Below are 18,700 nucleotides of genomic sequence, written 5' to 3'. Positions count from 1 at the left end.
GATCATAATCAGGTAAACACGTTCTATTTCCACCACTACTCCCTTAACTCTTCGTACTAGCACATACAAATAAGCCAGTTCTGGCAAGCGCTACAATGATGGAAGCAGGGATTTTGACGGAGGAGCAAAAGCCCTTCTATCAGAGTTTTTTAACAACAGCCTTAGAAAGGAGAGCGCAATGCTACGCTCGTTCCTCAAAAAGAACTTGTGCCTTATTGTTATAGGCCAGATTCTTTCACTCCTGCTTCTAGCAGGTCTGCCTGCAACCGCGTTCGCCTCTTCGAGGTACACACCTGCCAGATTTCCACACTCCAAAAGTTACCAGGTGAATAATCAATACAGCAGTGGAAATGATGGTGGTATTAATAGTAACAACAAGTATTATTGGGGCAGTAACCTGGGAAATGATGGCAACCAGGGCTACAACTCGGGCAACAACATGGATAATAGCAGCAACAGTGGAAACCAGGTGATCAATCAAGATAGCTTTATTGAGAACCAGGTCAATACGCAGAAGAATAATCAATACAGCAGCAACAATGATAATGGTTTTGATAGTAATAACGCATACTATTATGGCTACGACCAGGGAAATGATGGCAATGGGGGCTATAACCTGGGCAACAACCAGGACAATTCTTCCAATAGCGGGAACCAGGTCAACAATCAAGGCAATTTTATTGGAAAGCAACTCAACGCTCCTGGTAGTCAGGTCAACAATCAGGGGAACACCATTGGTTATCAGGTCAATAACAACTCGTATTCCTTGCTACCCGACCTGCTCAACAACAAGGGTAACAATCAGCGCAATAGCGTTGGTGACCAGACCAACCATAATACCTACTCATTAGCGCCTGGCATTCCCTTACTAGAACTAACCACGCACACGAAAAAAAGATAGCCTGTGCGTCTCTCCCGTGCGTATCTTCCTTCGATACCGGCACCATCAGACCCCTTGAAGGCTCCTATAGCATCTATCCGCTTCTTAGCCAGGGGAAGCCTGGAAACAGAATATGGTACAATAACAGGACGTGAGGATGCTTACACACCACACGCGAATACCAGAAGCCGTCTATGGGCGTGCCAACTCACTTGTGAAGAGGTCCTTGGTTACGCTCGTGCTATTTGCTATATAAGCCAGGGGTAGAAACGTACAATGACGTATATCGCTACTAGTCAAGCAAGCAAAGAGACCTACCGGGTCACAACTGGCGACAATGGAGCCAGCCAGAGTATTCAACTGGAAGAGGCGACCTTCCCCATCGACTGGCGCCAGGTCGCAACACTGGCCAACGAGAGCCAGTCCTCAGGCGGATCTGGCGGTCATTTTAGCCTGATCCTCGCCGGTCGCTCCTATGATATATTCGCCCGCCGCATTACCAGGGCCGATCAGAGAGATAGTGAGACCTACGAAATTCATATCGCAGGCCAGCGCTTTGAGATCAAGGTTGAAGATGAACGTACGCGCCTGCTCTCAAGTCTGGTCAAGGGCAGCGCGGTCAGCGGAATGGCCTCGGTTGCGGCTCCTATGCCGGGTCTGGTGGTTGGGGTCCCGATTGAGCCTGGCGCAACGGTTCAAGAGGGTGAAACGGTGGTGATTCTCGAAGCCATGAAAATGGAGAATGACCTGAATGCCCCCATCAGCGGCACCATTCAAGAGGTGCGTGTCAAGAAGGGCCAGGCTGTGGATCAGGGTGAAGTGCTGATCATTATCGCTGGGGAGCAGGAGAGCTAGCGAGCTAGCACGTATAAAAGGTATTGACCAGCAGGACCTCTCCTGTGAGAGGCCCGCTGCTAATCAATACTGATGGTGGTCAAAGTGGTGGGTTAGGGTGATTGAGTAGATATTTTCTCACCCAGCGCAGACGGCTTGTATCATGGGCACAACAGAGCACATCATCCGCGGCATTCTCCCCCACAAGAGCACGCAGGCGCCGATGATAGCGCTCAATGTTTTGCATACGCGTATGAATAAAGACATGTCGTGCGGTTCCACCTGCCAGGCCATGCAAACCACTATGTACCGCATCATACTCTTGCTCGATCTGCTCTTTCAAGAGAGCTATCTCGCTACCCATCTGCTTTGCCCCTAACGTTTCTGACTGAACATCCTAAACTAGTATACCCAGCTATTGGCGAAATGCGAAGACTAAAGACTTTCAAATAGCTATCAAATAGCTATCAAATAACTACCAAAGATGGTGATGTCGAGGTGCGCGGGTATCCGTCCGCGCATCTCGACATCACCATTATCCCCTGACTCATCCTTTGTCGTCAGAGGCATCTGCTCGGCAATATGGTATAATGCCATTGGTATGCAATAAGGAGGACTGCTATGCAGCAGCATGTTAGTCGGAGTGCAGAGGAGTGGCGCGCTACCACTCTGCGCAAAGCACAGGAGAAAGCGGCGGAACGCAAAGACCGCTTTGAGACCAGTTCACACATACCAGTACAACCCCTCTATACCGCAGAAGATGTACAAGCGTTTGACTTACACGAACGGATAGGTTTCCCCGGAGAGTTCCCCTATACACGCGGCGTCCAGCCCACCATGTACCGCTCACGCCTCTGGACCATGCGCCAGTACGCGGGCTTTGGCACCGCCGAGGAGTCAAATAAACGCTATCACTACCTACTCTCACAGGGTACAACTGGCCTCTCGGTGGCCTTTGATCTCCCCACCCAGATTGGCTATGACGCGGATCACGCGCTCTCTGAGGGCGAGGTTGGCAAGGTAGGTGTCTCGATCTCCAGCCTGGAAGATATGGAGATCCTGCTCGCTGGTCTGCCCCTGGAACGCATCAGCACCTCCATGACGATTAACGCTACGGCTAGCATCCTGCTCGCGCTCTATATCGCAGTGGCGAAGAAGCAGGGAGCCGATCTGCGCAAAATCTCGGGTACCATCCAGAACGATGTGCTCAAAGAGTATATCGCGCGCGGCACCTATATTTATCCGCCCCAGCACTCGATGCGGATCATTACGGATATCTTCCAATACTGTGCCGAGAATATTCCGCGCTGGAATACGATTAGTATTAGTGGCTACCATATTCGTGAGGCTGGCTCGACGGCGGCACAGGAGATCGCCTTTACGCTCTCTAATGCCATTAGCTATGTACAGGCCGCTCTCGATGCCGGCCTCAACGTCGATAAGTTCGCGGGACAGCTCTCATTCTTCTTTAACTGCCATAACAATTTCTTTGAGGAGATAGCCAAGTTTCGCGCGGCACGTCAGATGTGGGCGCATATTATGCGTGAGCGCTTCCATGCCCAGGACCCACGCTCACTTATGCTTCGCTTCCATACGCAGACGGCTGGCTCGACGCTCACGGCTCAGCAGCCTGATAATAACGTGGTGCGCACGGCATACCAGGCCATGGCGGCCGTGCTGGGAGGCACCCAGTCCCTACATACCAATTCCAAGGACGAGGCCCTCTCGCTGCCCACTGAGGACTCGGCGCGTCTGGCCCTGCGCACACAACAGATCCTGGGCTATGAGACCGGGGTCGCCGATGTCGTGGACCCACTGGCAGGCTCCTACTTTGTCGAGTCCCTGACGGCCCAACTCGAAGAGCAGGCCTGGGCCTACATCCAGAAAATTGACGAGTTGGGTGGAAGCGTACGCGCGATTGAGCTGGGCTATATGCAGTCCGAGATCGAGCAGGCCGCGTATACCTATCAGCTCGCACTTGAGCAAGAGGAGGCGATTGTGGTTGGTGTCAATCGCTTCACCCAGCAGCACGAGCCACCAGCTGAACTACTACGCGTTGATCCGGCCATCGGGCGTGGGCAGGCAGCCAAACTCGCAGCCCTGCGCCTGCGCCGGGATAACGAGCAAGTTCAACAGCGCCTGCAAGCGCTGGAAGCGGCGGCGCGTGATAGCGAGAACTTGATGCCGCTGATCATCGAGGCGGTGGAGGCCTATGCGACGCTGGGCGAGATCAGCGATACGCTACGCCACATCTTTGGTGAGCAGCACGAATTTCGCAGTTTTGACGCTTAGACAAGAGGTTTTTCAAGGGAAAGCATGAACATTCGTAACACGAATTTTGATGAGGGACAAGTGCATACGATGTTGGGAGAGGGAGTCGAGTCGCTCTCTCCCCTGGCCAGGCATGAGAGCAGGGGCGATGATACACATCGTCCCTACGCTCCCATTGGCGTCTATGACTCGGGCGCTGGGGGCTTAACCATTCTTACTGAGCTGAGAAAGGTTCTCCCGCACGAGGACTTTCTCTACTATGGGGACACCAAACACTGTCCCTATGGCGTACGGAGCGAAGCAGAGATTATCGAACTGGCAAAGCAGGCCAGTCGTTTTTTGCTGGAGCGAGGTGTCAAACTCATCGTTGTCGCCTGTAATACGGCCTCACAGGCCGCTCTTGAAGCGCTCCGTCTCTCGTTCCCTGATGTGCCCTTTGTTGGCGTGGTGCCCGCAGTCAAGCCCGCAGCCAGCCTGACCCAGAAGGGGCGTATTGGCGTGGCCGCAACCAATCAAGCAGCCAAATCCGCATACCTGCAACAGCTCATCGAGGATTTCGCCACTGGCGTCGAAGTCTATGCTCAGGGCTGCTCCGAACTGGTTACACTCGTTGAAAAGGGACAGCTACAGGGACCAGAGGTTGAGGCGGTCTTACGCCAGTCTCTGCATCCCCTGCTCCAGCACGACATTGATGTCCTGGTGTTGGGCTGCACCCATTTTCCCGCCCTGCGTGAAGCTATTCGGCAAGTCATAGGCCCGGACGTCCAGGTTATCGATAGCGGTGCTGCTATCGCTCGTCGCACTCGTTTTCTTCTTGAGCAGGCTGGCATCGCACATCCCATTGATCAGGCCTCACCTGAGCAGGGATCGCTCCAAGTCTGGTGTAGCGGAGACGCACACACCTTTACGACAACTGCCAGCCAGGTACTCGGGTATCCCGTTAGCACGGAATCCTCAATGACCTCATTTTGAAAGGCAGGAGCATGTCAAATACTCTCAGTACCGGCGTTTCCCCCGCTGGGCTGCCACCGCGGACCTTGCGTCTGCGGATTGCACATTCTATTTCAGCCATTCTCTCACCACCAGTCGTATCCATCCCAACGATCCTCCTGGTAGCGCTCTACCGCACCAGTAACCAGCTACAGGCCATCGGCTATACCCTGCTCACGCTCTTCTTCGTGAGCGTGGGTCCTATGCTGTACATTCTGATTGGCGTCAAGCTCGGTAAATTTACGGATATGGATGTAAGCAAACGTTCACAGCGTGTCGGTCCCTTTATCATCTGTCTGCTCTCTGTTCTCGCGGTCTTCTCCCTCTTAGGACTTATTCACGGACCTCATACGCTGCAAACCGCCCTTCTCATGACGCTCTTTATTGGCTGCATCATGATGATGGTCACGCTCTGGGGCCGCTGGAAGATCAGTATTCACGCCTCCTCACTGGCGGGGGCAGTGACCCTGCTGACCGCCCTCTATGGCCAGGTCGTCCTGCCAGCCTATGCCCTGGTGGCACTGGTCTGTTGGTCGCGCGTGGTCCTGCATCGCCACACGACGGGACAGGTCATCGCGGGCTCGCTCGTCACTATCGGGATTGCCGCCCTCACCCTGGCACTCTATGGTATCTAGCGTCGTCAAAAGCACAAAAAATACCTGCTGGGAGCATTCCCAGCAGGTATTTTTTGTGCTTGCTATTTATTTCTCGGAACCACCAGCGGTCAGCTGAGCACGGGCGGGGACGCCATCGCGCAACTGCAAGCCAGCCACGGCAGCCGCACGACGCTGCGCACGGATCGCGGGGGCCTGGGCGCGGCGGGTCGAGGCCACTGTCGCGCGGCGTACCAGCTGGATAAAGCCATAAACCGATATCCAGTTAATCACACCCAGCGTCACCAGGAAGGCCACGATGGGGAGGTGAAACGCGTCGAAGATCAGGTAGACACCGCCAGTGACGATGATATTGGCCAGAGTAACCGGCATCAAGATCAGCCAGCTAAATTGCATCAACTGGTCGGCGCGCAGACGTGGCAACGTGGCGCGAATCCAGATGAAGACGAAGCAGAGCAGGTAGACCTTGAGAACCAGATAGACCAGGCCCAGCAGGTTACCAACCAGGCCCCACCAGATGTTGTTTAAGCCAACCAGGTAGGAGACACCAGGGCCGGCAAAGCCACCCAGGAACATATAGGCCGTTATTGCTGATACCACGGTCATATTGCCATACTCACCCAGGAAGAACATCGCCCAGCGCATACCGCTGTACTCTGTCATATGGCCAGCAACCAGCTCGGACTCGGCCTCAGGCAGGTCGAAGGGCGCGCGGTTGGTCTCGGCCAGGCCACAGGTGTAGTAGATGACGATCATCAGAGGCTGTACCAGGATAAACCAGGCCCAGGGCGTGAAGCCTTCGAAGAGGAAGTCTAGCACTGGATTGCCGCTCTTACTCCAGATGTTCTGGAAGTTCTGAATTTCACGCAGGGAGACGGTACCAATGCCCGACACGCCGGGATAGCCAGGATGACCCGCCAGCACGCTGGTCAGCATGATCACGCCCACGAGCGAGAGAAACAGGGGTAGCTCATACGAGATCATCTGGGCGGCGGCACGCAGGCCACCGATCAAGGCATACTTGTTATTCGAGCTCCAGCCAGCCATGACCACGCCCACGACGTCGATCGAACTGATGGCGACATAGTAGACGACACCAGTCGCCAGGGCTGTCCCCGGAACCCCGATATAGGGCGAGAAGGGCAACACAGCGAAGGTCGCGATGGCCGGTGCCAGGAAGACGGCGGGTGCCAGCCAGAAGAGCAACAGGTCGCTATCAGCGGTATGGACATCCTCTTTCAGCAGGAGCTTGAGCACGTCAGCGACACTCTGCAGAAGGCCCCAGGGACCGGTATGATAGGGGCCAAGACGGTCCTGCACCCAGGCAATAACCTTGCGCTCTAGCAGAACCAGGATGGTCGCGCTCGTAAGCACGAAACCAAATATTGAGAGGAAGGCGACCACAAACTGCAAGGTATCCCATGAGAGAATGCCATTGACCAGTTGTGTCCACAATCCATCATCAGCAAGAACTGTAAACATCGTAGATGACTCCAGCGCGAACGAACACGCTTCTGCTTACCGGGGGATACCGGGCGCAGAAGCAGCCATTTCGCCTTGTTTACTAAGATCTTATGCGGAAACCAACGTCACTTTCGTGACTAGCGCTCCGCGCTCAGGTTTCCGAATCGGTAGTAACCATTGAAGGTAGGTAGCCGGAGCATTCAGCGAGGAACGGCGCCTGAAGCGCCCATTCCACCTGAATGCCAGGAGGCATTAGCGGTCAACCTCACCCAGCACAATATCGGTGCTACCCATGATCGCGATGGTATCACTCATTTTATGACCACGCAGTAGCTCAGGCACGATTTGCAGATTGACAAAGGAAGGGCCACGTAGCTTCGCGCGCCAGGGATACTCGCTACCATCGCTGATGAAGTAGACGCCCAGTTCACCCTTGCTGCTCTCGACCGCGAAGTAGGTCTCACCGCGTGGAGGACGCAGCGCGATCGGTGTGCGTGTGCTGATAGGGCCACCCGGAAGCTTATCAATCGCTTCGCGGCAGAGGCGCACGCTCTCAAGCATTTCAGCCATACGCACGCAGTAACGGGCGTAGCAGTCACCTTCCTGGCGCACCTGGGGGTTCACTGCAATCTCGCGATACGCCATGTAAGGGCGGTTCACGCGCAGATCCCAATTGATACCACTGGCGCGCAGCATCGGGCCAGTCAGGCCATAGGCCAGGGCCTGCTGTGGATCAATATAGCCGACGCCCTGGGTACGAGCCTCAAAGATTTCATTGCCAGTAATCAAGGCCGTCAGTTCCGCATGGCTCTTCTCAAACTGGTCGAGGAATTCCTCGCACTCTTTGAGCCAGCCCTTGGGCAGATCGTGCAGGACACCACCCACGCGCATATAGTTCACGTTAAAGCGGCTACCACCCAGTGCCTCAAAGAGCGAGAGGATGCTTTCGCGATCACGGAAGGCCCAGATGACAGGAGTGGTCGCACCCAGGTCGAGCAGATAGGTACCCACGGCCACGAGGTGGCTGGCGATACGCTGTAACTCATTAGTAATCAGGCGGATATACTGCGCGCGGCGTGGCAACTCAATTCCCATCAACTGCTCGACAGCGCCGGCATAGGCGGTCTCATTGAGCATAGGCGAGAGGTAATCCGCGTTGTCCATATAACGGATGCCGCCCATAATAGGGCGATTCTCCAGAATCTTTTCGATGCCGCGATGCAGATAACCAATAACCGGCGTGCAATCGACGACCGTCTCGCCCTCAAGCGTGAGCAACAGACGCAAGACGCCGTGTGTACTTGGATGCTGAGGGCCCAGGTTGAGTAACATCTCCTGAGACTTTAGTTCGCCACCCTCGCTCACGATGCCGACCGGAATATTTATCTCTTGGTTTGTAGCCATGAGGTTTCCTCGTTTAGTATGTTTCAGTGCCTGCCAATAGTTTTATCTGCGTTGCAGGCGTCGCAGGCGGACCCAGAACATATAGGACCACATACATCCCATGAGTGTCGCCAGAGCACTAAACAGGTAGCGATTAGGGTCCGCCGAGAAAAATGCTAGTGCTACCGCCGTCCCAAAACAAACACAAGCGACGAGGATGGGCATCATCACTCCCTGTGTACCATTTCTTGCCTGGGACACTCCCTTAGAACGTGCCAAAGACCCCGAGCGTGCGGCACGCCCCAACGTCTGTCCTGCCTCCCCTGCGCGACTCTTTCCGTTCGCGCGCCCTTCCCTGTCCTGGCCTGGTGCGACCTTGCCGACGCCCTGTGTTTCACGACCCTGTTTCTGGCTCTCAGTACGACTGCGTCCCGCGCCTCTACGATGCGTCCTGGCCTTTGGCATAGCCCACACTCACGTTCTTCTGCAATAGAAAGAAAGCGATCCACAAGTGTCTGTTAAACGCTCTCTATCAGACGTGCTTTCAACTTCCCAAGTGGCCTTTTAATGCGGAATGCAACCCCATTCGGGGGTGCGGCGCCACTCTCGTGGCTAGCGCGCCGCCCCCATTTTGGGGACAAGCGCTCAGGTTTCCGATAAGGCACTTATTCCGTATCTGCCTGCTGTTCGCCCGCCTCTTGATAATCCTGGAAAGCATGGCCGAAGGTTGGAGTGCCAGGATGGAGGCGCTCCTCCAGGCCCTGACCCAGTTTCTTCTGCACCACACGCTCCAGGTGCTGCTGCTGGAATTTGCCCGAGACCGCCATATTTGGATCGATCTGCGTGGTCGCCCGAGGCTTTGCGGTCATTGGCACCTGTTTGAAGTCCTTCAGCAAGGGATAGCCTTCGAAGTCATCATCCAGCAACATACGGCGGAGATCAGGATGGCCCGCGAAGCGAATGCCATACATGTCGTAGGTCTCGCGCTCCAACCAGTTAGCAGTTGGATAGACCGAGACCACGCTATCAACTTCTGGCTTCTCGCGCTCGATACGTACCTTGATCTGTAGCAACTGCGCGCGCGTGGTTGAGCGCAGGTGATAGACCGACTCCAGGTGATCAAGCATATCGGCACCCGAGACGCACACCAATAAATCAAATCCTAGCTGGTCGCGCACAAAGCGACAGACGGCCACCAGGTTCTCTTTATCAACGACCAGGCCCAGGAAATCCCCTTTGAGCGTGGTAGCATTGACAGGCTTGCCTGTGATCTGCGAGAGCGGAGCCAGGTCGCGAGCCAGAGCAGCGTTCTGGTCACGATAGCCCGTTGTCGCACTAGGCATATTTGTAGAACGTGGTACTAGATCCATCGTGTCACTCCCTTACGCCAGGCATACACCAGGCCAAGCGCGAGTATTAAGATAAAGAAGAGCATCTCGACAAAACCAAAAACACTTAATTGCTTGAAGATGACTGCCCAGGAAATGATAAACACAATATCCACATCAAAGGCCACAAAGAGTAGGGCAAAGATGTAGAAACCAAGTGGATATTGTACCCAGGCCGAGCCAATTGGCTTTTCACCAGACTCATAGGTCTGGGCTTTTTCTTTTGTTTTTTTATGGGGTGAGAGTATGTTAGAGACCGTAGTTGCAAGAATAACAAAAACAAAACCGGCTACTAACAGAATACCCGCGTATAAGTACCCAAGAGACACAAGCGTTCCTCCCAATACAAGCCTCTGCCGAATATCGACAGAGGCAAGAAGATGCTGCAATGATTATAGCACAGTGAGTAAGAGGCGACAATTTCACGTGAGTTGGGGTAACTGAACCGTGTCAGGCTTGGCAAGCACCTGGAAACCACGTCCCCGGGATTCCCCTTGCGCCTCCCGTATCCCCACCACAATCACGCTCACATTGTCATCGCCGCCCTCACGCAAGGCGGCCTGAACCAGGGCATCTGCGATGCCCTGCACATCCTTCTGTGGCTGTTTGATCATATGCTCGATTTGTGGATCACGGACCATATCCCAGAGTCCATCGGAGCAGAGCAGCAACAGGTCACCATCGTATACCTGCTCTTCAAAGGCATCAATCTCAATGGCGGTCTTCTCGCCAAGGCTACGATAAATCTGATTGCGTTTAGGATGAGTATAGATATCATCTGGCTGGATAATACCAGCCTCGACTAGGCTTGCCACGACCGAGTGATCATTGGTCACTTTGCGTAGCTGCTCACCCTGGCGGTAGAGATAGGTGCGACTATCACCGACATTGGTCACATAGGCGGTGTCAGCCACGATGAAGGCCGCAGTCATCGTGGTTCCCATGTCGGCATGTAGCTCCATATTGTGCTGGTGTACCGCCTGGTTGGCCTGCTGCACGCCATCCACCAGGAGGCGCACCAGGCCCTCGCGTGGCAGATCGTTCTCCGCCCGTAGATTGGGAACCATAAAGTTTACGATGGTCTGGATAGCCAGGCGGCTGGCATCGCGTCCCGCGGCATGCCCCCCATGCCATCAGCCACCACAAAGAGGCCAAATGGCAGAACCTCACCATAGACACGACATACCCCTCTGGCCGCAAAGAAGCTATCCTCGTTTGGCTTGTGCTTCCGCTTAATACCAGGATCAGTATGCGTCCCAACAAGGTAGTGAATAGGTTTGCTGGGTTTATGCCCGGGTTCCGTCCTCTCAGAATCACTGGCAGTGGAAACCTCAGATACTGGAGCCTTCACCTCCTCAGATTCAGGCGTAAACTCAACAGTTGGCAGATCGGCGAGAGAGGAGAAGGGAACGGCTCCCGCAACCGGGGCCGCGTCTTTTTGCTGGTCGCGCAAATACTGTGATGGTATACGCAAATTCAGACCAGAGGCCGAAGGCGAGAGAGGGCAACGGCAATGATGGCAGAAATTATCGCCCTTTGACACTGGGGATTTACAATTGGGACAGACCAGTTGCACGGCCTGCATCGAGGGAGCGGTATTATTCACCAAGGTCGGCTGATCGGTTGGCGTCGCGATATTGCCCGCCGCTGCTGGTGGGGCTTCCGCTGTGACAGGTACGGGAGAGTACGTGGCTCCCGCATCGTCATCTCTGGCGATAGGCATGGTCTTATGCTCCCAGGCGGGGAGCTTCTGGCGCAGCTTCGCCTCCTCCTCCGAAATACGCGAGGCCTCAACTGAAGCGTTACGCTCAGCCTCTTCCAGTAGTCTGCGTTGTCGCTTACGCTGCACACGCTTACGACCAAAGGAGACGCTGGTCAGAATAAGCAGAATAATGAGCACAGCCAGGACAGCAATCACAAGTGGCAAAATCGGGACCGGGATACCCGCAATGGTGATACTCGTGCCGGTTGCCTGGGTACTACTAGTAGATTGTTTATTCACATTCAATGCCTCGCTTGCCTTCTGCTCAAATAGATGCGCGCCTGCGAAATCCGTGTTGGCGAGCAATGCCTTATGAAAGAAATCCTCGGCCCGTCTATAGTCGGGAGGCTGCCGATAATAATTTGCGATTCCTTGCACCCAATTCATATGTACATTATTCTCAAGACTTCTATTTATATCCAACACATGCGTCGTTCCTGTAGGTGGCACCTTCTGCAAGGCAGCCACTAACTCGGTTCTCTCTATCGCCTGGCTCTTGAGACGCAGTTGTACTAAGGCCCCGCTTTTATCCAGGAGGGGCGTTCCTGGTTCGAGCGCCGCATTCGCTGGCAGAAGCGCAGGTGAGAGATATTGCGCAGCTTGCGACTCGTTCACATTCGCTGGCGGTAGAGCCTGGCTGGTCGGACTGCTCGTAGTCAGGCCAAGCGAAGCTGGTTGGGTAGCATTTGCTTGTGCTATATCTACATATGGATATAGTTTATTGGAATTAAAGGAAAATACGACCGGGCTATCCTGTGCACAGCTTTCGCTCTCATCCAGGCAAAAGGTATTGAGGGCCACACTACTCTGAGCATCGGACTCGTACACGACAACTGGTTGTGCCTCACTGTTATAGAGATTACTAAAATAAACTTTTAGCGTGACGAGGCGTCCGCCGCCTGCTGCCTGACAACCTGAGCCACTTTTGCTTACGACGCTGCTATCCGTCAGCACCCAGGTATTCTGATTCGCGAAACTAGCATCTGGAAAGCGCTGGCTCAACTCGGCAGCCGACCAGCTTGCAATAATCGTGCCCAGGCCAGTACAGGTATAAAAGAGCTGATTGCGCACGCCCAGCGATCCCAGGAGCAGAGATGATGCCGAGTGCCCAGGTTGCGCGCTCGTCTCCGATGCGATCTCATACGTAGCAAGCAAGCGCACAACCGCTGTTCCGGCACGTGCAACCTCCTGGCTAGGATCGTTCGCACGCCCCGCCCTCGACATAGCAAATGCTCCTGTTGTAGAGACCAGCAACCACTGCAATGCCAACACAAGGGCAAGCAAGCCATATATGGCTGCCTGCCACCAACATCCTTGTCCCCGTGAGGGTTCACCTTGCCTACGCATTTGACATTACCTCTTCACGCCGAATATGCAGAGCGAACGCGGATCCACATTTACCTACCCATGCGCATGTGTAAACGCTGGCGCATTTGCTGGACGGCTGGAGTGACACCTGGGGAACGCAAGACATGTTCGCATTCACGCAAGGCATCGTCCAGGCGGTTCTCATTCTCGTATACCTGGCTCAACTGGAAGCGCGTCGCATGATCGCTGGGATTCAGAAAGAGCATCTGCACATAGGCCTCTTCAGCCAGGTTGTAGTGCCTTAAGTAAAAGGCCAGGTTTCCCAGCGTTTGCGCAAAGACTACCAACATTTGTGACTGGTTGGGAAGGCTTTTAGCCAGTTTAAACGCTTCATGGTACTCAAACTCAGCTCGGTCAAGTTGGCGTGTCTTCTCGTAGCACTGTCCAAGACGAAAATGAGTTTCAGGGTCCTGGGCGTTTAGCTTGAGCGATTCCACATACTCGGGAATGGCTTGCATAGGTATGGGGCGCAGATAGAGCCAGACGTCACCCAGCAGTTTATGGGTCTCGGTATCAGCAGGGTTTAACTCAAGCGAGCGCCTGTAGGCCTGAATCGCCTGATCAATCTGTGCTGGACGCCGACGCGCGAACACCTGCCCGAAGAGTTTATGTACCAGGGCATTGTTTGGCTCTCTGCCATAGGCAAACTGTACGGCCCCATAGGCATCTTCAGTGCGCCCAGCAGCCAGGTGGCGGAGCGCATCCGCGATGTACGTTCCGGCGGGGCCTGTCATGCCGGCATTAGGCGTGGATTGCTGAGGAGGAAGAACGCTCGATCCAGCCACCTGCCCAGGCAGGCTATTCCCCTGTGGGCCTGACGATCTGTTTCCGCCTGTTAAGGGTCCGCCAGAGACAGGTTCGGAGCGCATAGGAGGAACACCTGTTACGGGAGGAAGGACCGCAGTAGCGTTGCCCATCTCCATGCCACTCTGCCAGCGCTGATCTGGCGCATAGGCCAGGGCCTTCATAATCACTTGCTCAAACCCGGGACTGATATCTGGACGCAACGAACGCAGCGGGGGGAAGGCGAAGATTGAGGGTTTGTTATTGGCGGCGTCATGCGCGGTCAACAGGCGGTACAGAGTCGCGCCCAGAGAGTAAATGTCACTTCGGGGCTCTGGCTGACCATGCAGTTGCTCTGGAGGAGCGTAACCCAGGGTCATAATGATGGTCGCCTTCCCTTGAGACTGGAAGCTACGCGCAATACCGAAATCGATCAATCTAATTTCATCGCGCCCGGTGACCATAATATTTGAGGGTTTAAGATCACGGAAAATGATAGGGGGAGTCTGCCGGTGCAGGTAGTTGAGCACATCACACAGTTGCCTGGCCCAGGTCCGTGCACGAACCTCGGTCACGCCACGCACCCCCTGTATCCCCAGCACATTCCCCTCTTTCTCCAGGACCTCCGCCAGGGTAGAGCCTTCGATAAAATCCATCACCAGGTAGTGGCGACCACGCTCAATAAAGAAGTCGCGCACACGTGGAATACAGGGATGGTTAAGGTCAAGTAGAAGTGTCGCTTCACGCGAGAACCATTCAACCGCTTGCGCGCGGTCCTTCTCATCGCTAAACTCATCAAGCATCTCTTTGACGGCGCAGGGGCGATTGAAACGGGTATCTATCGCGCGATACACCGCGCCCATGCCTCCCGATGCCACCAGGCGCTCAATGCGATAACGATGATCTGATAGCTCGGTTCCCGGTGCTAAACGACGGCGCGATCCTATCACTTCCCCATCAGTCGATGGCTGCACAGGCTGATTAGCAGACTCAGGCGCGGACGCTTGAGCGTTAGCTTGAGCATTACTGCCAGGCGATAGGCGATTCTGATCTGCTGAGTAACTATTATCCATATATTACCGCTCTATCATATCTTTCACTTCACGGCCGAACTTCGTTGCTTCCACCCAATTGGCAAAAGGCTTTGCCAAACTCCGTTTTTCTTACATCCTGATTATAGGGGGCATTATAACATATCTTCGCATTGGTGAGCAGTAGCGGACTTCATATTTAGAAAGCGGAATTGCTCATATTTGAGCAATGCTCACCTCTCATATGGTCCACCTTCCCAACCTGCCGCTTGTTCCCTACATAGTGCTCTGTTCAATTTCGTCTGAAAGGGATGTATCCCGCCTGCGGCGGGAGGGGAAGAAACGCAGAGGGGCTGACGCCCCTCTGCACTCCCCACTTTTTCCCTTTTTCAAAAGAGCTTGGGATTGGGACGATCTGTGACCGCGTTGGCGTGTGAGGGGAAGCCCTCAAATTCGGCCAGGCGGCGGGTGGTCTCGCTCAGCGAGGCATACCCCTCCCGGGTGGCATACGCCAGTCCGGTACGCTTCAGGAAGTCAAAGACCGAGGTACAAGAAAAGGTATGTGCAAAGCCACCCGTGGGTAGAATGGCATTTGTCCCCAGGCTATAGTTCCCCAGGCTGATTGGTGTATAGGCTCCCAGCAAAATTTCGCCCGCGTTGTGGAGCATGGGCAGGACGGCGAATGGCTCACGGACATGCACCTCCATATGTTCAGGCGCATACTCATTGACAAAGGCAATGGCCTCTTGCTGATCCGCTGCCAGGACAATCCCGCCCGTCCCGTTCTCGCTCTCCAGCCCGGTCTGGCAGAAGGTGCGACGCGGCTCCGGCAAAGCAGCTATCTTGCCTGGCAAGAGTTCACGCACAGCCAGTGCCAGCTCCCGACTATCCGTTACCAGCAGGCTCGAAGAATCAGGACCATGCTCTGCCTCGATGAGGAGGTCACGCGCCACCAGTTCAGAGTCGGCGCTTGCATCCGCCAGCAGAATGGCCTCGCTTGGTCCAGCGGGCAAGCCCACATCGACCGTGCCAAACAGCAGGCGTTTGGCGGCCGAGACATAGGGGTTACCCGGTCCTGTAATCTTATGCACACGTGCGATATGCTCTGTACCATAGGCCAGGGCCGCGATGGCCTGGGCCCCACCTACACGATAGATCTCATGCACACCACACAGGTCCGCCGCCACGAGCGAGGCCGGGTCAACCTGGCCATCGGGTCCAGGCGGGGTACACACGACGATGCGTGGCACGCCAGCAATACTGGCGGGCGTCGCCAGCATATAGAGCACAGAAGGGAAGGAACCTTTCCCACGTGGCACATAGAGACCTACGCTACTGATCGGCGTGATCTTCTCGCCTGCCATTACACCTGGCGCAACCTGCGTAAACCACTGCTCATGCGGCATTTGATGCTGGTGAAAGGTCCGTACATTATGAATCGCGTGTTCAATCGCAGCATAGACATCTTTATCAAGCAAGGTATGCGCGCGCTCGATCTCCTCGCGGCTCACACGCAAATGCTCAGGTGACAGCTGCACATGATCGAAACGAGCCATGAACTCGACCAGGGCCTCATCTCCCCGATCCCGTACCGCGTTGACAATTGGTCGCACATACTCGATAAGCTCATCAATCTTCACCTCCGAGCGCCGCAAGAGGCGCGCGCGCTGCGAAGCATCGAGCTGTGCCAGTTCATAGAAGTGGATCATAAAGTTACGATTTCCTTTTCCAGTGGCCGACGCTGCTAAAGCACGCGTCTACATATCAAGGAAGTCCCACGCCCCGGCAGAGAGACTCCATAGGCAACCTCATCGCCTCAGGATGATGAATCTGCCCGCCATAAATGACTCTGCTGGGAAATTTTATCAGATTGTTCAAACAAGCCTCCGAGAAAGGCGTTACCCCCTCGGTAGGGGCCTCCACGATAAATCGGGAGGCTAACGCGTCCGAACGCCATGTATGGCCTGTCGGCGCAAGCCGCTTTTTATTCATTGAACAAGCAATAGACCATGTGGCATGCTTTTGCGGGACTTTTTGGGCTAGCGCCGCACTGCGATAAATCGCCTTCGGACGCGCTAAAGCCCCCATTTGGGGACAGGCTGGTCCCTACCGAATTCGGCAACTGGTCTGGGCAAAATTTCCCAGCAGAGTCATAAATGGGGGGCCTATGGGACTGCAAAAATTTGAAGCGCCCCCACCACCGCCGCCCCCCTTTATGATACAAAGAAAGAGACTCACTTGTCTACGTCTATGTGCATGTTGATGACCCTATTGTGTCATCCCTACTACACCATTCGCCTGTTCTGTCAGCTCCTGGACATCTACACGCTGGGCCTCATGAATGTCTTCCGCCATCCACCTGGCACCCGATACTCCTATCAAGCCGGCGATAAACAGGGCTGGTAGACAGGTATAGAGCAGGGCTGTCGCCAGGTCATGGCCCGCCATACCGAGACGAAAATGCTCTCCTCCGGTCGGATCAAAGGAAGTCGCCATAACACCTACCAGGGTCGGAGCAAAGGCGTCCCCCAGCATATGCGCGATCAAGAGCGAGAGCGCTATAGCCGAAGAGCGCAGGCGAGAGGGGACAACATCCTGGGTCGCCGCCGTGCTTGGCCCGGTATAAATCGTGAGCAGGAACGCGGTGAGAATAAAGAAAATGGTAAAGAGCACGAGATTATTTGCCAGAAGAGCGACGGCATACGCGGGTACCGCCAGGAGAAAACCGATGCCACAGACCAGAACTCTGGCACCTGCATGCCTGCGATTCAGCATATCCGAAGCATATCCTCCCACCAGGGTGCCCACAATACCCGCCAGGACGATAATTCCCCGGAGTAGATGCCCGCCAGGCCAGATGTGAAGCCAAAGGTGTCTTTCTGTTGTAAATAGATGGAGAGAAAAGTGGTATTGACACCCAGGACAAAGAAGGCAAAGATCTGCATAGCGATCAACACGCACAGGGTCTTGATCCGCAACAGCGTCCGGCTGCACACAAGCACCTCCTTCATGGCTAGCCGTAATATACGCGTCCAGCCAGTCTGGCCCTCTTGCGTGCTCCCAACTTCAGCAGACACGACACTCTGTGATGTCTGCTGGATCTCAGACAGCACCTCGACATGCTGTGCCTCCAAAGCCAGCTCTTCCTCATCGGCCTGGTTGCGCCGTGGCTCATGCATACGCCAGGCCAGATATGCCAGGATTAACCCCGGTATACCCGTAAAGATGAAAGCCAGGCGCCAGCTCCCAATATACAGGCCCGCCACGGCTCCTCCAGCCCCCATACCAATCAGAATACCGAAGAGCTGGGCCGTTCCCCAGGTACTCATCACCCGTGAACGCTTGCTACGACTATAATAATCGCTTAAGAGGGCGGTTCCGGCAGGAAAATAGCCGGCTTCACCAATTCCAAGCAGCATACGTGCAAGAAAGAGGGTAGTAAAATTGGTCGCGAAAGCGGTCAGCGCGGTCGCCACGCTCCAGAGCGCGACACACCAGGCAACCACATTTTTGCGTTTGACCTTGTCGGCCCAGTAGCCCACGGGCAGCGCAAAGATGGTGTAAATGACGAGAAAGGCCGAGGACAGTAATCCGGTCTGGCTCAGATCAAAATGCAGCTCTTTGGCGATCACGTTGACTGAGCCGTTAAAGACATAGCGATCCAGATAATTCAATAAGCTGATGCTAAACATAACCCAGAAGACAGAGCGGGCACGAGTTGAGAGATTAGAGTGAGAAGCTTGATGAGCCGAGTTAGTTGGCTGAGCAACATCGCTCATGGGCACCTCCTTAGAGTAGATGGAGAGACACAATGTCTGGGGAGCCACGCGAGATAACTTGTACACTACCATATCATAGAATGGATACGTTGCCTAGAGTATTGTCAGAATAAGGTGTGCGTCAACCTCACATAGGCCGCATTTATGGCGGGC

17 protein-coding genes are annotated in these 18,700 nt (G+C 54.7%); 5 read left to right on the top strand and 12 right to left on the bottom strand.

Annotated features, from left to right (window positions below; all coding sequences use genetic code 11):
* The first annotated feature begins 178 nt into the window (after positions 1-178).
* Complete coding sequence (locus tag JMJ04_RS12830) at positions 179-901, top strand: hypothetical protein (RefSeq protein WP_201370869.1); 723 nt, start codon at positions 179-181, stop codon at positions 899-901.
* 255 nt (positions 902-1,156) lie between these two features.
* A complete protein-coding gene (locus JMJ04_RS12825) occupies positions 1,157-1,735 on the top strand; it encodes a biotin/lipoyl-containing protein (RefSeq protein ID WP_201370868.1) in 579 nt (192 codons plus the stop codon).
* Positions 1,736-1,814: 79 nt separating this feature from the next.
* On the opposite strand, the gene JMJ04_RS12820 is transcribed toward JMJ04_RS12825, so the two are convergent.
* Positions 1,815-2,078 carry a hypothetical protein gene (locus JMJ04_RS12820; protein ID WP_201370867.1) on the bottom strand — a complete coding sequence of 88 codons (264 nt, stop codon included), beginning with the start codon at positions 2,076-2,078 and terminating at the stop codon, positions 1,815-1,817.
* A gap of 257 nt (positions 2,079-2,335) precedes the next feature.
* Here JMJ04_RS12820 and JMJ04_RS12815 point away from each other — a divergent pair, with 257 nt between their 5' ends.
* The 3 genes from JMJ04_RS12815 to JMJ04_RS12805 are packed head-to-tail and all read left to right on the top strand — an operon-like array spanning position 2,336 to position 5,610.
* Entirely contained in the window at positions 2,336-4,006 is a 1,671-nt protein-coding gene (locus tag JMJ04_RS12815) for an acyl-CoA mutase large subunit family protein (protein ID WP_201370866.1), read from the top strand.
* A 24-nt stretch (positions 4,007-4,030) separates the two neighbouring features.
* Positions 4,031-4,957: a glutamate racemase gene (gene murI, locus JMJ04_RS12810; protein WP_201370865.1), complete on the top strand. Its 927-nt coding sequence runs from the start codon at positions 4,031-4,033 to the stop codon at positions 4,955-4,957.
* A gap of 11 nt (positions 4,958-4,968) precedes the next feature.
* Positions 4,969-5,610, top strand: coding sequence for a phosphatase PAP2 family protein (locus JMJ04_RS12805; protein WP_201370864.1), 642 nt, complete (start codon positions 4,969-4,971; stop codon positions 5,608-5,610).
* Between the two features lie 66 nt (positions 5,611-5,676).
* On the opposite strand, the gene JMJ04_RS12800 is transcribed toward JMJ04_RS12805, so the two are convergent.
* The 11 genes from JMJ04_RS12800 to JMJ04_RS12750 all read right to left on the bottom strand — a co-directional run bounded on the left by JMJ04_RS12800 (position 5,677) and on the right by JMJ04_RS12750 (position 18,547).
* Positions 5,677-7,071 carry a complex I subunit 1/NuoH family protein gene (locus JMJ04_RS12800; protein WP_201370863.1) on the bottom strand — a complete coding sequence of 465 codons (1,395 nt, stop codon included), beginning with the start codon at positions 7,069-7,071 and terminating at the stop codon, positions 5,677-5,679.
* A 234-nt stretch (positions 7,072-7,305) separates the two neighbouring features.
* On the bottom strand, positions 7,306-8,457 hold the full coding sequence (locus JMJ04_RS12795) for an NADH-quinone oxidoreductase subunit D (protein ID WP_201370862.1): 1,152 nt from the start codon (positions 8,455-8,457) through the stop codon (positions 7,306-7,308).
* 42 nt (positions 8,458-8,499) lie between these two features.
* On the bottom strand, positions 8,500-8,901 hold the full coding sequence (locus JMJ04_RS12790; protein ID WP_201370861.1) for a hypothetical protein: 402 nt from the start codon (positions 8,899-8,901) through the stop codon (positions 8,500-8,502).
* Between the two features lie 200 nt (positions 8,902-9,101).
* Positions 9,102-9,806 carry an NADH-quinone oxidoreductase subunit C gene (locus JMJ04_RS12785; RefSeq protein WP_201370860.1) on the bottom strand — a complete coding sequence of 235 codons (705 nt, stop codon included), beginning with the start codon at positions 9,804-9,806 and terminating at the stop codon, positions 9,102-9,104.
* Positions 9,797-10,153 (bottom strand): NADH-quinone oxidoreductase subunit A, encoded by a 357-nt coding sequence (locus JMJ04_RS12780; protein ID WP_201370859.1) that lies wholly within the window; start codon positions 10,151-10,153, stop codon positions 9,797-9,799. The genes JMJ04_RS12785 and JMJ04_RS12780 overlap by 10 nt, the downstream gene beginning before the upstream one ends.
* 93 nt (positions 10,154-10,246) lie before the next feature.
* Positions 10,247-10,903 carry a PP2C family protein-serine/threonine phosphatase gene (locus tag JMJ04_RS12775; protein WP_236038154.1) on the bottom strand — a complete coding sequence of 219 codons (657 nt, stop codon included), beginning with the start codon at positions 10,901-10,903 and terminating at the stop codon, positions 10,247-10,249.
* On the bottom strand, positions 10,897-12,933 hold the full coding sequence (locus JMJ04_RS12770) for a zinc ribbon domain-containing protein (protein WP_201370857.1): 2,037 nt from the start codon (positions 12,931-12,933) through the stop codon (positions 10,897-10,899). Before JMJ04_RS12770 ends, JMJ04_RS12775 begins: the two co-directional genes overlap by 7 nt.
* A gap of 50 nt (positions 12,934-12,983) precedes the next feature.
* Positions 12,984-14,810 carry a protein kinase domain-containing protein gene (locus tag JMJ04_RS12765; RefSeq protein WP_201370856.1) on the bottom strand — a complete coding sequence of 609 codons (1,827 nt, stop codon included), beginning with the start codon at positions 14,808-14,810 and terminating at the stop codon, positions 12,984-12,986.
* A gap of 347 nt (positions 14,811-15,157) precedes the next feature.
* Positions 15,158-16,477, bottom strand: a complete 1,320-nt coding sequence (hisD, locus tag JMJ04_RS12760) for a histidinol dehydrogenase (RefSeq protein WP_201370855.1) — start codon at positions 16,475-16,477, stop codon at positions 15,158-15,160.
* 559 nt (positions 16,478-17,036) lie between these two features.
* Positions 17,037-17,543 carry an MFS transporter gene (locus JMJ04_RS12755; RefSeq protein WP_201370854.1) on the bottom strand — a complete coding sequence of 169 codons (507 nt, stop codon included), beginning with the start codon at positions 17,541-17,543 and terminating at the stop codon, positions 17,037-17,039.
* The gene (locus tag JMJ04_RS12750; protein WP_201370853.1) at positions 17,537-18,547 is read right to left on the bottom strand and encodes an MFS transporter; all 1,011 of its coding nucleotides are present in this window, start codon (positions 18,545-18,547) and stop codon (positions 17,537-17,539) included. Before JMJ04_RS12750 ends, JMJ04_RS12755 begins: the two co-directional genes overlap by 7 nt.
* Positions 18,548-18,700: the final 153 nt, after the last annotated feature.

The sequence above is a fragment of the Ktedonobacter robiniae genome (assembly GCF_016587375.1).
Taxonomy (GTDB): Bacteria; Chloroflexota; Ktedonobacteria; order Ktedonobacterales; family Ktedonobacteraceae; genus Ktedonobacter; species Ktedonobacter robiniae.
Note: the sequence above shows the minus strand (reverse complement) of the source record. Positions and strands in the feature narration are given on the sequence as shown.

What these genes read in the sequence shown, in the direction of transcription:
- JMJ04_RS12830 (WP_201370869.1), top strand. Translation starts at nt 179, where the DNA reads ATGCTACGCTCGTTCCTCAAAAAGAACTTGTGCCTTATTGTTATAGGC.
- JMJ04_RS12825 (WP_201370868.1), top strand. Translation starts at nt 1,157, where the DNA reads ATGACGTATATCGCTACTAGTCAAGCAAGCAAAGAGACCTACCGGGTC.
- JMJ04_RS12820 (WP_201370867.1), bottom strand. Translation starts at nt 2,078, where the DNA reads ATGGGTAGCGAGATAGCTCTCTTGAAAGAGCAGATCGAGCAAGAGTAT.
- JMJ04_RS12815 (WP_201370866.1), top strand. Translation starts at nt 2,336, where the DNA reads ATGCAGCAGCATGTTAGTCGGAGTGCAGAGGAGTGGCGCGCTACCACT.
- murI (WP_201370865.1), top strand. Translation starts at nt 4,031, where the DNA reads ATGAACATTCGTAACACGAATTTTGATGAGGGACAAGTGCATACGATG.
- JMJ04_RS12805 (WP_201370864.1), top strand. Translation starts at nt 4,969, where the DNA reads ATGTCAAATACTCTCAGTACCGGCGTTTCCCCCGCTGGGCTGCCACCG.
- JMJ04_RS12800 (WP_201370863.1), bottom strand. Translation starts at nt 7,071, where the DNA reads ATGTTTACAGTTCTTGCTGATGATGGATTGTGGACACAACTGGTCAAT.
- JMJ04_RS12795 (WP_201370862.1), bottom strand. Translation starts at nt 8,457, where the DNA reads ATGGCTACAAACCAAGAGATAAATATTCCGGTCGGCATCGTGAGCGAG.
- JMJ04_RS12790 (WP_201370861.1), bottom strand. Translation starts at nt 8,901, where the DNA reads ATGCCAAAGGCCAGGACGCATCGTAGAGGCGCGGGACGCAGTCGTACT.
- JMJ04_RS12785 (WP_201370860.1), bottom strand. Translation starts at nt 9,806, where the DNA reads ATGGATCTAGTACCACGTTCTACAAATATGCCTAGTGCGACAACGGGC.
- JMJ04_RS12770 (WP_201370857.1), bottom strand. Translation starts at nt 12,933, where the DNA reads ATGCGTAGGCAAGGTGAACCCTCACGGGGACAAGGATGTTGGTGGCAG.
- JMJ04_RS12765 (WP_201370856.1), bottom strand. Translation starts at nt 14,810, where the DNA reads ATGGATAATAGTTACTCAGCAGATCAGAATCGCCTATCGCCTGGCAGT.
- hisD (WP_201370855.1), bottom strand. Translation starts at nt 16,477, where the DNA reads ATGATCCACTTCTATGAACTGGCACAGCTCGATGCTTCGCAGCGCGCG.
- JMJ04_RS12755 (WP_201370854.1), bottom strand. Translation starts at nt 17,543, where the DNA reads ATGCTGAATCGCAGGCATGCAGGTGCCAGAGTTCTGGTCTGTGGCATC.
- JMJ04_RS12750 (WP_201370853.1), bottom strand. Translation starts at nt 18,547, where the DNA reads ATGAGCGATGTTGCTCAGCCAACTAACTCGGCTCATCAAGCTTCTCAC.